At 71.9% G+C, this 14,628-nt stretch carries 9 protein-coding genes; 3 read left to right on the forward strand and 6 right to left on the reverse strand.

Going from position 1 to position 14,628, the window contains the following annotated elements; translation table 11 throughout:
* Positions 1 to 123: 123 nt before the first annotated feature.
* The 4 genes from ACZ69M_RS23020 to ACZ69M_RS23035 all read right to left on the reverse strand — a co-directional run bounded on the left by ACZ69M_RS23020 (position 124) and on the right by ACZ69M_RS23035 (position 6,666).
* Positions 124 to 1,329 carry a glycosyltransferase gene (locus ACZ69M_RS23020; protein WP_470052323.1) on the reverse strand — a complete coding sequence of 402 codons (1,206 nt, stop codon included), beginning with the start codon at positions 1,327 to 1,329 and terminating at the stop codon, positions 124 to 126.
* The gene (locus ACZ69M_RS23025) at positions 1,326 to 2,996 is read right to left on the reverse strand and encodes an ArnT family glycosyltransferase (protein WP_470052325.1); all 1,671 of its coding nucleotides are present in this window, start codon (positions 2,994 to 2,996) and stop codon (positions 1,326 to 1,328) included. The genes ACZ69M_RS23020 and ACZ69M_RS23025 overlap by 4 nt, the downstream gene beginning before the upstream one ends.
* Before the next feature lie 183 nt (positions 2,997 to 3,179).
* The gene (locus tag ACZ69M_RS23030; protein WP_470052327.1) at positions 3,180 to 4,433 is read right to left on the reverse strand and encodes a glycosyltransferase; all 1,254 of its coding nucleotides are present in this window, start codon (positions 4,431 to 4,433) and stop codon (positions 3,180 to 3,182) included.
* A 202-nt stretch (positions 4,434 to 4,635) separates the two neighbouring features.
* Positions 4,636 to 6,666 carry a thioredoxin domain-containing protein gene (locus ACZ69M_RS23035; RefSeq protein WP_470052329.1) on the reverse strand — a complete coding sequence of 677 codons (2,031 nt, stop codon included), beginning with the start codon at positions 6,664 to 6,666 and terminating at the stop codon, positions 4,636 to 4,638.
* Between the two features lie 136 nt (positions 6,667 to 6,802).
* On the opposite strand from ACZ69M_RS23035, the gene ACZ69M_RS23040 reads away from it, so the two are divergent.
* The 3 genes from ACZ69M_RS23040 to ACZ69M_RS23050 are packed head-to-tail and all read left to right on the forward strand — an operon-like array spanning position 6,803 to position 13,241.
* A complete protein-coding gene (locus tag ACZ69M_RS23040; RefSeq protein ID WP_470052331.1) occupies positions 6,803 to 10,003 on the forward strand; it encodes a tetratricopeptide repeat protein in 3,201 nt (1,066 codons plus the stop codon).
* Between the two features lie 35 nt (positions 10,004 to 10,038).
* On the forward strand, positions 10,039 to 11,925 hold the full coding sequence (locus ACZ69M_RS23045) for a tetratricopeptide repeat protein (protein ID WP_470052333.1): 1,887 nt from the start codon (positions 10,039 to 10,041) through the stop codon (positions 11,923 to 11,925).
* A 5-nt stretch (positions 11,926 to 11,930) separates the two neighbouring features.
* Entirely contained in the window at positions 11,931 to 13,241 is a 1,311-nt protein-coding gene (locus tag ACZ69M_RS23050) for a hypothetical protein (RefSeq protein WP_470052335.1), read from the forward strand.
* A gap of 149 nt (positions 13,242 to 13,390) precedes the next feature.
* On the opposite strand, the gene ACZ69M_RS23055 is transcribed toward ACZ69M_RS23050, so the two are convergent.
* Together ACZ69M_RS23055 and mca are read right to left on the reverse strand one after the other, a co-directional pair.
* Positions 13,391 to 13,666, reverse strand: a complete 276-nt coding sequence (locus tag ACZ69M_RS23055) for a hypothetical protein (RefSeq protein WP_470052337.1) — start codon at positions 13,664 to 13,666, stop codon at positions 13,391 to 13,393.
* Positions 13,659 to 14,540 (reverse strand): mycothiol conjugate amidase Mca, encoded by an 882-nt coding sequence (gene mca, locus ACZ69M_RS23060; RefSeq protein ID WP_470052339.1) that lies wholly within the window; start codon positions 14,538 to 14,540, stop codon positions 13,659 to 13,661. The genes ACZ69M_RS23055 and mca overlap by 8 nt, the downstream gene beginning before the upstream one ends.
* Positions 14,541 to 14,628 lie beyond the last annotated feature (88 nt).

A 14,628-nucleotide genomic window follows, 5' to 3' on the forward strand; every position in this document is an offset into this window, starting at 1 on the left:
CGAAACCAGGGTTGGTGACGAGGTTGGCGGCGGAGGCGGGCTGGGGCGAGACGAGCAGCAGCCCGGCGGCCAGGCCCGCCACCGCCAGCAGTGAGGTTCTCCGTCTGGGTCGTGCGAGATGTTTCACGCGGCTCTCCTGGTTGTGTGACTCCCGCCCGCGGCCCCACTGCTGCGGCGCGGCAGATAGACGAGCGCCTCGGTGCCCACGAAGCGCAGGACGAAGGTCATCACCAGAGCCAGCGCGGTGGCGGACAGGGCACCCATCCCGAAGTGGCCGACGAACAGGGCGATCAGCGGAATGCGCAGCACCAGGTCGGCGTTGGCGAGCAGCGCGAACCGGCCCACCCGGTCCCACCAGCTGCGGTGCTTTCGGCGCGCGCGGAACAGCAGATGCTCGATGAGCAGGAAGTTCCAGGCGACGCCGAACTGGTTGGCGAGGATCTCGGCCGGTACGTAGTGCATGCCGGCGGCGGTGAGCGCGTACAGGCCGATCAGGTTCGGCAGGAAGCCGGTGGCGCCGATCAGACCGAAGACGACCATCCGGGCGACCGGCGAGGCGGTGCGCAGCCCGGCGAGGTGACGCAGGAACCGGAAGCCCTCCTGCGCGGTCGACTTGGACTCGCCCGCGAACCGGTCCTGGAAGACGAAGGGCACCTCGGTGACCTCGCGGGGGCGGCAGCGGACGGCGAGTTCGAGGAGGATCTTGTAGCCGAGCGGCTGCAGGACCTCGGCGGTGACCGCGCTGCGGCGGATCGCGAAGAAGCCGCTCATCGGATCGCTGATACCGCGCAGCCGGCGCGGGAAGAGCGTCTTGGCCAGCCAGGTCGCGCCGCGCGAGACGGCGATGCGGTAACCGCCCGCGAGGCCCTCACGGCTGCCGCCCTTGATGTACCGGCTGGCGACGACGAGCCCGGCGTTCGCCCGCTCACCGGTGGCGACCAACTCCGGTACCAGCGAGGGGGGATGCTGGCAGTCGCCGTCCATGACGACGATCCAGTCGGACCCGGCCGCCTTCATCCCCTCGACGACCGCGCCGCCGAGTCCGCCGACCGGCTCCTCCCGGTGCAGGACGGTCACCGGGAACGGGCAGTCCTTCGCCGCTTCGCGGATGACCTCGGGCGTGTCGTCCGTGGAGTCGTCGACGAAGACGACCTCGCAGGGCAGTCGCGCGGGCACCGACTCGGTGATCTGCTGGAGCAACTCCCGTACGTTCGCGGACTCGTTGAACGTCGGTACGACGATGGTGACGGCGCCCGGCTCGGGAACTTCGGCGGCGCGTACGGCGGGATCGCCGAGCTCCTCGGGGACGGTGCTCTCGAAGCTGCTCATCGACTGCCCCCGGACGTCGTCGTGGTCATGGTGTTTCCCGTGCTCTCGTCGATCTGCCGGATCTCGATCCGGTCGGCGCCCTCGCCGAAGGTGGCGACCGGCGTCGAATGCTCGATGGCCGCCTTGACGTTGGGCAGGTCGACCGCGTCACGCCGCACCGTCGGGGAGGCGACGACGTAGTCGATGTCCTTCCAGCCGCGCGGCATCGTCCTGGTCACCGCGGGGTCGAGGTCCGCCTTGTAGAACCAGATGACGCCGAGCCCGGGCCGGTAGCCGTCGTGGACCAGGTCGAGCCAGAGCGCGTCGTCGACCAGGACCCGGGTGTCCGCCGGGTCCTGGACCTCGGTCTTCAGCCAGGTGGCCGCCGCCCGGTAGGGGGCGTTGGCGTCGGCGGTCACGGCGGTGCGGTCGCCGTCGTACCAGTGCGGCAGCACATAGAGCGCGGCGACCGCCACGAGCGCGGCCGCCAACGCCCGCCGTCCCCAGGTGACGTACGGCTTCTCCTCGTCGCTCCGCCACCTGCGCAGCACCAGATGGGCGAGGCTGGCGGCGCCTCCGGCGAGGACCAGCGCGAGGAACGGCAGCGCCTGGATGATGTACATCGCGGGCAGATAGCCGCTCGGGCGCAGCGCCACCCCGGCGAGGATCGCCACCGTGAGGGCGGGTCCCGCGAGGGCGCGGGCGGTGACGGACCAGCGCCAGGTGGCCAGGAGCAGCAGCGCTCCGGCGAGGCCTCCGATGATCAGCACCCGGTCGTAGTAGAGCCAGGAGTGCAGCACGCCGTACGAGCCGGAGCCGGGGTCGAGGATGAAGCCGGAGCCGGGGCGGCTCATCTGGTACGTGATGCCGTCCCAGAGCGAGACATGGCCCGCGCCCGGGAACAGCTCGCCCTTGAGCAGGGCGAACAGCGGGTACGCGAGGCCGATCAGGACGCAGGCGGTGATGCCGCCGGTGAGCGCGAACTTGCGGGTGTCGCGGTGGCCGTGGCGCCACATGGTGACCAGGAGCGCGGGCAGGACGACGAGCATCGTCTCCTTGGTGAGCACGGCGGCCGCGGCCGCGATGCCCGCCCCGAAGTGGTGCCAGAGGTGCCGGCTCGGGGACGCGGCGAGGCAGAACGCGAGCAGCGTCCACATCACCGCGATGTTGTCGAGGAAGATCTCGCGCTGGAGCACCACCGACAGCGGGGAGAGCCCGAAGAGCACCATCGCGAGGCCCGCGGCCCAGCGCGGCAGCGAGAGACGGCGCGCGAGGACGTACAGCAGGACCGCGCTGGCGGCACTGACCACGAGCATCGCGACGCGCATCGAGCCGACCGTCATCAGCGAGGGGCTGATGTGGGCGGGGATCCAGGTCAGGGCGGCTATCTGGATCCAGCCCAGGGGCGGGTGGTCGTACCAGTACGTGTAGTGCGCGAGGCCCTTGCCCTGCTGCACGGCCCAGGCCTGGGCGAGATAGGTGCCCTCGTCGTCGCTGAGGGTCGGGTAGTCGGTGATGTTCCAGCCCTGCACGACGATGATCGCCAGCAGCAGGGCGCCGCACAGCAGCAGGTCGGCGCGCGAGGTGCGCAGCCGCCGGAGCGGCGGGTGGTCGTGGGCGATGTCGGGCGCGGCGGGTCGCGTCGCGGGGACCGTGGACGTGGTCACCGCGGGAAGTGTCGAGGTCACGCGGGAAGGTCCTCTCGGGACTTTCGGTGGTTCGGGATGTTCGGGCCCAGGGACTGCGGCACCACGGACTGCGGCACCAGGGCCTGTGTCACCACGGCCTGTGTCACCGGGGCATGCGGAACCAAGGCGTACGGAACTGGGGCCTGCCCGCCGGCAGGGGTGCCCGGCGGGTGGCTTCAGGTCCTATCGGGTTGCTTCGGCCTCGGTGAGGTGCGCGCCGACATGACTGGTCAACTCCCAGTCGTTGCGGCCCCTTTGCTCACGCCATACGGCACGGGCGGCCGCACCGGCGAGGAGCACCTGATAGAAGGGGCCACCGACCACGAGCTTCAGGTAGTGGACGAACCGGACGCGCAGCCCGTACTGCTTGCCGAAGTCGTGCAGTCCGACGAGCTCGAAGACGAAGGTGACCAGGGCGGTCACGGCCGGCAGGAAGGTGATGAAGGCGATCCCGACGGGCACGTCGAGGAAGAGCGCGATGGCCACGTTGAGCGGGATGACCACCCCGGAGACGGCCTGCAGATACGGCGTCATCAGCGTGTAGCGGGCGAGCAACCGCTGTCCGAAGCCGGGCAGTTGCTTCCAGTCCTTCTTGCGGTAGACCTGTAGGAAGCCCTGGTTCCACCGGGTGCGCTGTTTCATCAGCGACACCAGGCTGCCCGGGGTCTCCTCCCGGGTCACCATGTCGGAGTCGTAGGCGACGACGACCTTCTTGCCGACGCTGGAGAGCCGTACCCCCAGGTCGCAGTCCTCGGCAAGGCACTCGGGGTCCCAGCCGTCCGCTTCCCGCAGTACGTCCGTCCGTACGAAGACGGTGTTGCCGCCGAGCGGGATGAAACCTTTCTGCGCATGCAGGTGCAGCCGCGAGCGGAACCAGAAGAAGTACTCCAGGCAGTTGCGCAGGCTGTACCAGTTGGAGTGGAAGTTGATGAGCTGGACCCCGCCCTGGACGACGTCCGCACCCGTCGTGCGGAACGCGTGGTCGACATGGGCGAGCAGCTCCGGATGGACCTGGTCCTCGGCGTCGAAGACCCCGACGACGTCGCCGCGGCAGTGCGGCAGCGCCGTGTTCATGGCCTTCGGCTTGTTCTTCTTCTCGTGGTGGTCGACGACGACCCGCACCCGCCCGTCGCGGGCCGCGGCCTGCCGGGCGACCTCGGTGGTCTCCGGATCGTCGTGTCCGACGATGACGATGATCTCGAAGTCGGTGTGGCTCGATTCCAGCAGTCGCTGGATGGTGTGGTCGAGCACGGCCTGTTCGTGGCGGGCCGGCAGCAGCAGCGAGAACGCCAGCCGGTCATCGCCGTCCGGTCTGCTGAACCGGGTGGACGCCAGCACCTCGGGCGTGCGCCACGCGTGCATCTGCCACCAGAGCGTGAACGCCGCCATCCAGAACAGGGCCAGTGAAACGGCAGCAATAAAGACAGACGTGAGCAACAGATCCCCCCAGATCCCCAAACCCCCAGTCGCGACGATGTGTCACATCCGCCGCGTCACGATCCAGAGGCTATGGGCGATCTGTGAAGCGCACGGGCTGTTCTGGTGAAGAGCGTGTTTCATCACAGTCGGATCATTTGCTGAACGATTCGGACACCGGTCGCGTTTCAGCCAGTTGACGAGCAGTCCGATGATGCGTGTTTCAGCTGTTCAGAGCCGTTCGGAGCCGGTCGGGATCGGTCGTCGGAGCGTCACAAGTGAAGTTGCGGCAGACATACGCGGCGGGTTCGCCCCGCACGAGGGGGCGGTCGGCGAGGAGCGGCAGCTCGTCACTCTCCGGAGTCCCCACGGCGACCACGGCGCCCGGCGCGGTACCGAGCAGGGCCGTCCGGTGCAGGGCTTTTGTCTGGGGATGCCCCTCCGGTCCCACGACCGCGACCTCACGCGGACCGTCGAGCAGCGCCTCCGCCACCGCGAGCCCCCAGCCGATGAAACGGGGAGCGCGCGGCCCGAGCGCCTTCACCACGCCCAACGCCCTCTCGGCGGCGGTCCGATGGGGCTCGGCGCCGGTCTGGGCGGCATAGCTGAGCAGGGCACCGGCCGCCGCGCTCCAGCCGGAGGGCGTGGCGTTGTCGGTGGGGTCCTGGGGCCGGCGGATGAGCCGCTCGGCGTCGGCCGCGGTGTCGTACAGCGCACCGGACTCGGGATCGGTGAACTGCGTGATCACCTGGTCCAGCAGGAACCCGGCGAATTCCAGCCACACCCCTTCCCCGGTGACGGAGGCCAGCGCGAGGAACCCCTCGGCGACGTCCGCGTAGTCCTCCAGCACACCCGCGTTGGCCCCGGCCTGCCCGTCCTTGCTGGTACGGGACAGTCGCGCCCGGTCGTCCAGGTGCACCCGTACGAGGAGATCCGCGGCGGCGATCGCGGCGTCCACGAGGTCGGGGCGGTCGAAGTAGGCGCCGGTCTCCGCGAGGGCGGCGACGGCGAGCCCGTTCCAGGCGGCGACGATCTTGTCGTCGCGCCCGGGAGCGGGCCGCTCGGCGCGCGCGGCGAGCAGCCGGCGGCGCATGCCGGCCACCTTCTCCGCGTCGGACAACTCGTCCCGCTGCGGCAGTTGCAGCACGGAGGAACCCTCCTCGAAGGTCCCCTCCTCCGTCACCCCGAAGTACCGTGCCGCGAGTTCGCCGTCCTCCGCGCCGAGAACCTCACGGAGCTGCCGCGGGGTCCACACGTAGTACGCACCCTCGACGTGCTTCCCCGTGCCGTCGTCACTGTCGGCGTCGAGCGCGGAGGCGAACCCGCCTTCGTTCGTGCGGAGTTCGCCCACCATGAAGTCGGCGGTCTCCAGGGCGACGCGACGGGCGAGCTCCGAGCCGGTGGTGCGCCAGAGATGCGCATAGACCCTGCACAAAAGCGCATTGTCGTACAACATCTTCTCGAAGTGGGGCACAACCCACTCGCGATCCACGGAGTACCGCGCGAACCCCCCACCCAACTGGTCGTAGATCCCGCCCCGCGCCATCCGCTCACAGGTGTCCTGCGCCATCTGGAGAGCACCCTCGGATCCGGTCCGCGCGTGGTGCCGCAGCAGGAACTCGATCACCATGGACGGCGGGAACTTGGGCGCGCCACCGAAGCCGCCGCGCGAGGCGTCGTACTCCCGGGTGAGCCCGAGCAGCGCCCCGGCCAGATCCTCCTCGCCGGGCACCTCGCCGCCCCCGAAGCTCATCTCCCGCTCACCGAGATCCCGCACGATCTTCCCCGCGACCTCGGCGACCTCGCCCCGGCGATCGGCCCAGGCCCCGCGCACCCCCTCCAGCACCTGCCGGAACGACGGCATCCCGTGCCGGGGCGCGGGCGGAAAATACGTCCCGAAATAGAAGGGCTCCGCATCCTGCGTGAGGAACACGGTCATGGGCCACCCACCCTGCCCCGTGGCCGCCTGCACCGCCTCCATGTAGACGGCGTCGACGTCGGGCCGCTCCTCGCGGTCGACCTTGACGCTGACGAAGTGCTCGTTGAGGTAGTCGGCGGTCGCCTCGTCCTCGAATGACTCGTTTGCCATGACATGACACCAGTGACAGCTGCTGTACCCGACGCTGAGCAGCACGGGCACACCCCGCTTGCGCGCCTCCTCGAAGGCCTCGGCCGACCAGGGCCACCAGTCGACGGGGTTGTCGGCGTGCTGGAGCAGATACGGGGACGTCTCATGGGCCAGTCGGTTCGGCATGGGTCCATCCTGCCGCAGTCCCCGGCCGCTGACGCGTCGGGCGCAGCCGCCCATTGATCGCGTCGCCCCCTCGCGCTCACGCCCCCCACCAAGGACACTTGAACGCAAGCGAGTTGCCGCCGGAGGGGGACGTGACATGCGGGAAGGCCATCGGGCGGAGGCCGAGCGGCTGTTGACCCGGGCCGTGGAGGAAGAGGTACGGCGCTCGGGCGGGCGCGGCGACGGGGCCGTGCTGCTGTCGCGGGCCCGGCCCGCGCTCGACACCATGGCGCAGGCCGCCGCCGAGGAGTACGGGGCGTACACCCGGGCGCTGGACGAGGCGGAGGCCGGCCGGCTGACGTTCGGACAGCGGTACGCCCGGGAGGGCGCCGGAACTCCCCTGCTGGTGGCGGCGGTTGCCGCCGTCGCGGCCTGCGCGGCGGACCTGGCGCTGGGCACGGGCGCCGGAACGGCCGTCGGCGCGGGGGCGACCGTCGCCGTGGTGGGCGCGGCGGCCACCGTGCTCAAGGTGACCGCCTCGCACGTACCGGCCGCGAGCCGCCGGGCGGGAGCCCTGGGCCAGCCGGGCGGCCCCGAGCAGTTGCGGCTCCAGTGGCTGACCGCGCTGGAGGTACGGGGCATCCGGCCGTTCCTCGATCAGCAGCGGGTGCTCAGCGCCTCCGCGGGAGCCAAGCAGGGTGCGCCCCAGCTGCGGCGCACCGACAAGAGTGCCGCCGCGCGCAGACGCAACGTACTGGAGCAGTCGTTCGGGCAGCTTCCCGAGCCGGCCGGCCCGTTCACGGGGCGCCGGACCGAGCTGTCCCGGGTCGCGCAGTGGGTGCAGGCGGCCCGCGCCAGCACCGAGACGAAGCCGACCGTCGTCGTCCTGCACGGCGCCCCGGGCTCAGGCCGCAGCACCCTCGCCATCCGGGCGGCGCACAGCCTGAAGGACCAGTTCCGCGGCGCGTGCGTGGTGGACCTGCGCGGCGACAGCACCGAGGAGCCGCCCCTCACCACCCGCGACGCCATGCTCCACCTCCTCAACCGGCTCGGCGCACCCCGCGAGCAGCTCCTCTTCCGTGAGCGTTCCTCGCAGGACCAGCAGGTCAGGCGCCTCGGCGAGCTGTACCACCAGCACCTGACGGGCCTGCCGGTCACGATCGTCCTCGACGACGCGAGCGACGCCGAGCAGGTCCGCGCCCTGGTCCCCGAGCGCTCGGACAGCCTGGTCCTGGTCACGGCCCGCAAACCGCTCGACCTGCCCGCCGACCTTCCCGCCTGGGTGCACCAGCTCCCGGTCGACGCCCTGGACGCGGCGGGCGCCGAGGAACTGCTGAGCGCGGCGGCACAGGAGAAGCCGGACCCGTACGACGCCGAAGCCTCCGACCAGGTACGGGAGCTGTGCGGCAGCCTCCCCCTCGCCCTGCGCATCGCGGGTTCCTCCCTCGGCCCGCGCACCCCGCGCCAACTGGCCTCCGACCTCGGCGCGTACGGCCCCGTGGAGCCGGTCGAGCGGGTCCTGTGGCTGCGCTACACCGACCAGACCGACACGGCCAGACGCCTGCTGCGCCGGCTGGCGCTGGCCGGGCGGGCCTCGCTCGGCGCCGCCGCCGCTGCCTCCCTGCTGGCGACGGACGAACAGGAGGCCACCCGCCACCTGACCGCGCTCGCACAGGCGGGCCTCATCGACCACGTCCGCGGCAGCCGCTACCGGCTGCACGACCTCGTCCGGGGCTTCGCCCAGGCACGGCTGCTCGACGAGGAGGAGCCGTCCGAGCGGACGGCGGCCCAGGAGCGCCTGATCGTGAACTACGCGGAGCTGGCCGACTCGGTGATCCGCCTGGTCGACGGCAAGACCTCGACGCGAGCTGATCAGTTCGGGCCGCACGGCTTCACGTCCCTCGACGCGGCCCTGCGCTGGCTCGACGACGAGTCGAGCTTCATCACGGCCGCCCTGCGCCACGCGGAAGGCGTGAACCAAGCGGCCGTGCTGAACCTCCTCGGCGCCCTGTGCGACTACTGCCTGCTGCGCGGCGACCTCTACCGCCTGGGCGAGATCAGCGAGTTGACGCAGGCCGTCGACCAGGGCCTGCTGGTGCGCTCGGTGCAGTGGCGCACCGGTATCGCGGCCCGCCAGCTCGGCGAGCTGGACAAGGCCCACACCACCCTGTCGTCCGTGGTGAACCTCTACTTCGAGGCGCACCACGACGCGGGCGCGGCCCGGGCCCTGGGCTCCCTCGGCATCACCCTCCACCACCAGGGCAACCTCACCGAGGCGGCCGCCAAGCTCCAGGAGGCCATGGACCTACAGGCCTCCCCCGAGCTGGCGACGGACCGCGCGTGGACGATGCACGCGCTGGCCGCCGTGGAGCGCGACCGGGGCCATCCCGCCCTCGCCCTGAACCTGCTCACCGAGGCCCTGGTCCTGCACCGCGCGGGCGAGTCCGTGCACGGCGAGGCGTGGGCCCACTTCCAGCTCGGCCAGCTGGGTCTGCGGATGGGCGACGTTCCGCGCGCCGAACGGGAGTTGCGTGACGCCCTCGACCTGTACGGCCGTACGCGCGACGCCCGCGGCGAGGCCTGGGCCCTGACCCAGCTGGCCCGCGCCCGCCTCGTCGACGGCGACCCGTCCACCGCGGCCGAGGGCCTGCGCCAGGCGGCCTCCCGGCACCGGGAGAACGAGGACGCGCGCGGCGAGGCATGGACGATCTACTACCTGGGCCAGTCCCTGGAGGAGACCGGCAACCTGGACCAGGCGGTCCGTGAACTGGAACGCTCCCGCACGATGTTCTCGCGGATCCGGGACGTGTACGGGCTCGCCTGCGCCCGCCACCACTCGGCGCGCGTCACCCGCGACCAACGGGCCGCCCAGACCGGCTCCCTGCGCAACTCGGGCTTCGCCCGCCAGCTCCTGGTGGACGCGCGCGCCGACTTCCAGCGCATCGGCGTGGCCCACGGCGAGGCGTGGACCTGCCTGGAGCTGGCGGTGGTCGACGCCGGGAACGCCCGTACGCCGGGGGCCCTCGCCCTGTGCGACGAGGCGGCCGGCCTGTTCGCCTCGTACGGGGACCGGCGCGGGGAGGACTGGGCCAGGTTCCTGAGGTGCACCCTTCTGCCGTACGGCTCCCCGGGCGGCCTCGAAGTGGGCAGCGCCGTCGCCCAGGAGGAACTGGCGCAGCTCTCCCGCACCGGTCACCCGCTCCGCGACGGAAAGCTCGACGACTACGTGGAGGCCTACCAACTCTTGCTGGAACGGGGGGTCGACCTGGACGCGGGATGGCAGGCTTGGCGCCTGGGAATGGTGCCGAGCCGGCACGCCCGGGAGGTCATGGGGGTGGCGGTGACCACGGCGCGCTAGCTCGGTGGGGATGTTCGGGTACGAGGGGGACTTCCGTGTCGTTCGTCGGGCACACACGCGACCTCGCCGCGGCACGGCGGGAGTTGAAGAGCAGACGGCTCCTGGTGGTGAGCGGCGCACCCGGCCCGGACCGGTCCGCGTTCCTCGACGCGGTGGCACGGGAGGTCGCGGACGAGGCGGGACTTCCGGTGTACTGCTTACGGGGGGCGGACGCCGGGGAGCGGTCGGGGGAGGCCGGGCGGACGCCGGGCGAGGCGGCGGACGCGGTCGTCGAGGCCTGCCGGGGCGGGTTCGTCGTACATCCCTGCGTCGTGGTGGTGGACGGAGTCCCCGCGGGAGCGGCGGACGGGTCCCTTCTCGCCGATCTGGTCAGTTCCTTCGCCGGGTCGGGGTCCTTCCTCCTGGTGGGCTCGACCCTTCCGGTGGGCTCGACGGACGCCCGGGAGGACGCCGCTCCACCGTCGCCCCGCGCCCCCGACGACCACACGGTCCTCCTCGAACGGGCTGTCATCGCTCGCCGTAGGGGCCGCCTCGGCGAGGCCGAGCGGCACCTCTCCGGCCTCCCCTCAGACCGGTGCGCCGACGGCTGGGCGCTGCTCACCCGGGCGGCCGTCCACTGCGACCGGGGTGATCCGCGCGCGGCCGGACCGCTGCTGAGGCGGGCCGTGGAGGCCCACCAGGTCGCGGGCGACCGGCGCGGCGAGGGGTGGGCGGTCTTCCTGTACGGGCGGATGTGCCGATTACGCGGCCGGAACGAGGACGCGCGGAGGCTGCTGCGCGCCGCGCGGGAGACGTTCCGGGCGGTCGGTGAGGCGCCGGGCGAGGCGTGGGCGGGCGGCGAACTCGCGCGGCTGGCCACTCGGTCGGGCGCCCCGGACCCGGACGCCCTCGCCGAGGCGCGTCGGCTGCACGAGCGCGCGGGCGACCGGCGCGGCGCCGCGTGGGCGCACCTGTGGTGGACCGTGGCACGGGCGGACGAGCCCGGCTTTCCCTGGCAGAAGGAGTTCACGGACGTCCAGGACAGCTTCCATGAGGTCTCCGACCGGCTCGGGACGGCATGGACACTGCACCACCACGCGCTGACCCTGGCCCGCACGGACGGGACGGACGGCGTGGACGGGACTGGCGGGACTGGCGGGACCGGCGGGACGGACGAGCGTCGGCGCGAGGCCGACCGGTTGTTCGAGGGAGCCTTGGCGCTCTTCGAGGAGGCGGACTGCCCGCACGGGCGGGCCTGGACCATGCTCGAGTACGCGCTCCGCTCCCCCGCCCACCGCTTCCTGAACGGCGAGTGGGCGGCCGAGATCCGCCATGTGTTCCATGGGATCGGTGACGAGGCGGGCGAGGCCTGGGTGGACCTCGCCGAAGCCGGACCGCCCCCGGGCGGCGAGCCGCCGTACGAACTGGCCTGCCGCTACCCCGCCGCCCTGCTGGGCACGCTCGGATGGACCGAGGCCGGCGAACCGCTGATCCCGCGCGCCGCCCGCGACACCCAGCCCGAACCGCGACCCGGCTTCCCACGCCCGGGTGACCGCGACCGCCCCGGCGAGTCCACGGCCCACGTCCGGCTGACCCTTCTCGACGACGTACCCGTCCCGGACGTGCCCGCCCGTATCGCCCTCGAAGTCGTACCCGGACCCGGGCACCCGTGGTCCACCGCCCCGCTCCCTCCGCTCACGGCCCGCGCGACCTCCCTCGGCCACGCGGAGATCGACCCCGCGCACGGCGTCCCCGCCGACGGGGCGGAGTTCCGCTTCACCCCGCACCGCCCCGGCTCGCACCGGCTGCGTTTCACCGTCGAGGACCCCGCCACCGGGACCGTCCTCCAGCAGGTCGAGGCCGAGATCGACGTCGTCCCGTCCGATCCGGGGCCGCACCGGCCCACCGCGCCCGCGCCCCGCCCGTCCGCGCGGAGGGCCTGAGCCCGATGGCCCGCGAACTTCTCAGCCAGGTCGTCCAGGACCCGAGCCGCGGCTTCACCCGCCGCCCGGCCCCCACCGTCCGTCACCCGGACCTGGTCCTCGCCCTCGACGCCCACGCCGACGACCACATCCGGGCCCGGATGTACGGCCCGTGCGCGCCCCCGTCCGCGACCGAGCACGCGCTGCGGCTGAATGTGAAGCCGGCCGCCGTCACCGCCGCCGCGGCGCATCTGCGGGCGCTGTGGAAACGGGAGCTGGTCGACTTCCAGCCCGTCGACGAGCGCGGGATCCCGGTCGGGGGCCGCCCCCACTTCCCGTACGCCACCTGCCCGGATCTCACCGCCGAGCCCCGCCAGGAACTGCGCGGGATCCTCGACGAGCTCGCCCGCCAGGGCTCCCATCTGCTGTACGGGGAGCTGCTCGGCGACGGCGGCCTGGGCACCCGGCGCTTCGGCGAGATCCTGACCGACGCGCTGAGCCGCGAGGAGCCGTTGCGCATCCGCGTCGACTCCGACCTGTTCCTGCCCTGGCCGATGCTCGCGCTGCCCGAGGACACCGCGAACGGGCCCGGCGGCCCCGGCGGCGACGCCTTCCTGCGTTTCCTCGGCTACCGGCACCAGATCGAGCAGACCGGCGGCCACCACCCGCGCTTCCCGGTCCCTGCCGGTGACGAGCACGAGGCCCCGCTGCCGCCCTTGTCACCGGTGGTGAGCCTGAATCACGACAAGGGCATCGACCCGCAGGGCGTCACCCGGGCCGCCGAGGTCGACCGCGCCCTCGCCACCGGCACCGTCCGCGTCGAACGCGCCCTGCGCGACGAACTGCTGTGCGCCCTGCGCTCCGGCGGGCTCGACGAGCAGCTGATGTACTTCTGGTGCCACGGGCACTTCAGACCCGTCGCCGACGACAGCGCCCCCCTGTTCGTCCTTCGGCTGAGCGACGGCAAGGACATCGATGTCCGTACGGTCCTCGCCGAGCGCGGCCCCTCCGGCCCCCTGCTCACACAGCGCCCCTTGGTGTTCCTCAACGCCGGTTACGCCGGGCTGCCCGCCACCGCCGAGCCGGCACGCCTGGGCGGCGCGCTCATCGAGGCGGGCGCGGGCGGGGTGCTGGGGCCGCAGATCGAGATGCCGCAGCTGTTCGCCGCCGAGTACGCCCATGCGTACGTCACCCGCTATCTCGGCGGCCGGGAGACCGCGGGCGAGATCGCCCACGGGCTCGCCCGGCACTTCGCCGACGCGTGGAGCAACCCGCTCGGCTTCGCGTACGCGCTGCAGTGCGGCATGGACAACAGGCTGGAGCGGGCGACGGTGTGACCGCGGCGAGCCACGGTACGACCACACCAAGGGCCGCCCCCGCGCGCACAGGGCCCCTTCGTACGGAGGGACCCCTTCGCACGAGAGGACGGTGCCGAGGGTGAGGATGCGCACTCCGGCCACCCGTGGCCGGAGTGCGCACATCAGGCTCAGCCCTTCGCGGGCGAGGCCTTCCCGCCGGGACCGGCACCGGAGCCGCCGCCCTTGCCGGAGGCCACGGCGCCCTTCTCGGACTTCTCCGGGTCCTCCTCGAAGGTGACCTTCCCCATGTGCCGGTTCATGGACTTCATCAGGCCCCACACCGCCAGGGCCAGCGCCGCGAAGACGATGAAACCGAGGACTCCGGGGGTGACCTTGTTCTCGTCGACCTCCTTGGCGAGGGGAACGAGGTGCGTCAGTGCCAGGCTTGCGCTCATATCAGGCATTGTGGCGGATGCCCGCGAAGAGGTCGTCCTCGGGGAGGGAAGTGTCGACCAGAGAGGTGGCGAGCTCGTACTCCTCGGTCGGCCAGACCTCCTTCTGGATCTCCATCGGGACCTTGAACCAGCCGCCGTCGGGGTCGATCTGCGTGGCGTGCGCGATCAGCGCCTTGTCACGGATCTCGAAGAAGTCCGCGCACGGAACGTGCGTGGTCAGCGTGCGCTCGGCGCGCTCGAACTCGCTCCACCGCTTCAGCCAGTCCCCGTACGGCGACTCCAGACCGCGCTCGAGCAGCGCACTGTGCAGCGCCTCGGTGCGCGGGCGGTTGAAGCCCTGGTTGTAGTAGAGCTTCTGCGGCTGGAACGCCGGGCCGTACTCGGACTCCGGGTACTTCTCGGTGTCCGTCGCCCCCTCGAACGCCACCATCGAGATCTTGTGGGTCATGATGTGGTCGGGGTGCGGATAACCACCGTTCTCGTCGTACGTGGTGATCACCTGCGGGCGGAACGAGCGGATCTGCCGGACCAGCTCTCCGGCCGCCTTGTCCACGTCCTCGAGCGCGAAGCAGCCCTCGGGGAGCGGCGGCAGCGGGTCGCCCTCCGGCAGGCCGGAGTCCACGAATCCGAGCCACTCCTGCTTGATGCCGAGGATCTCGCGAGCCTCGTCCATCTCCTTCTTGCGCACCTCGTGGATGTGCTCCTCGATGTACTGGTCGCCCTGGAGCTTCGGGTTGAGGATGGAGCCGCGCTCCCCGCCCGTGCAGGTCACGACCAGCACGTCCACCCCCTCGGACACGTACTTCGCCATGGTGGCCGCGCCCTTGCTCGACTCGTCGTCGGGGTGGGCGTGCACGGCCATCAGTCGCAGCTGGTCAGTCAAGACTCGATCCTCAGTAAGTCGGCCGGTGAGGCCAGTCGGCAAGTCGGCGCCCGGCGTGTTTCGGCGTCCTGGGCGGCTTCTATAGTGA

This window comes from Streptomyces sp. NPDC107454 (genome assembly GCF_055582885.1).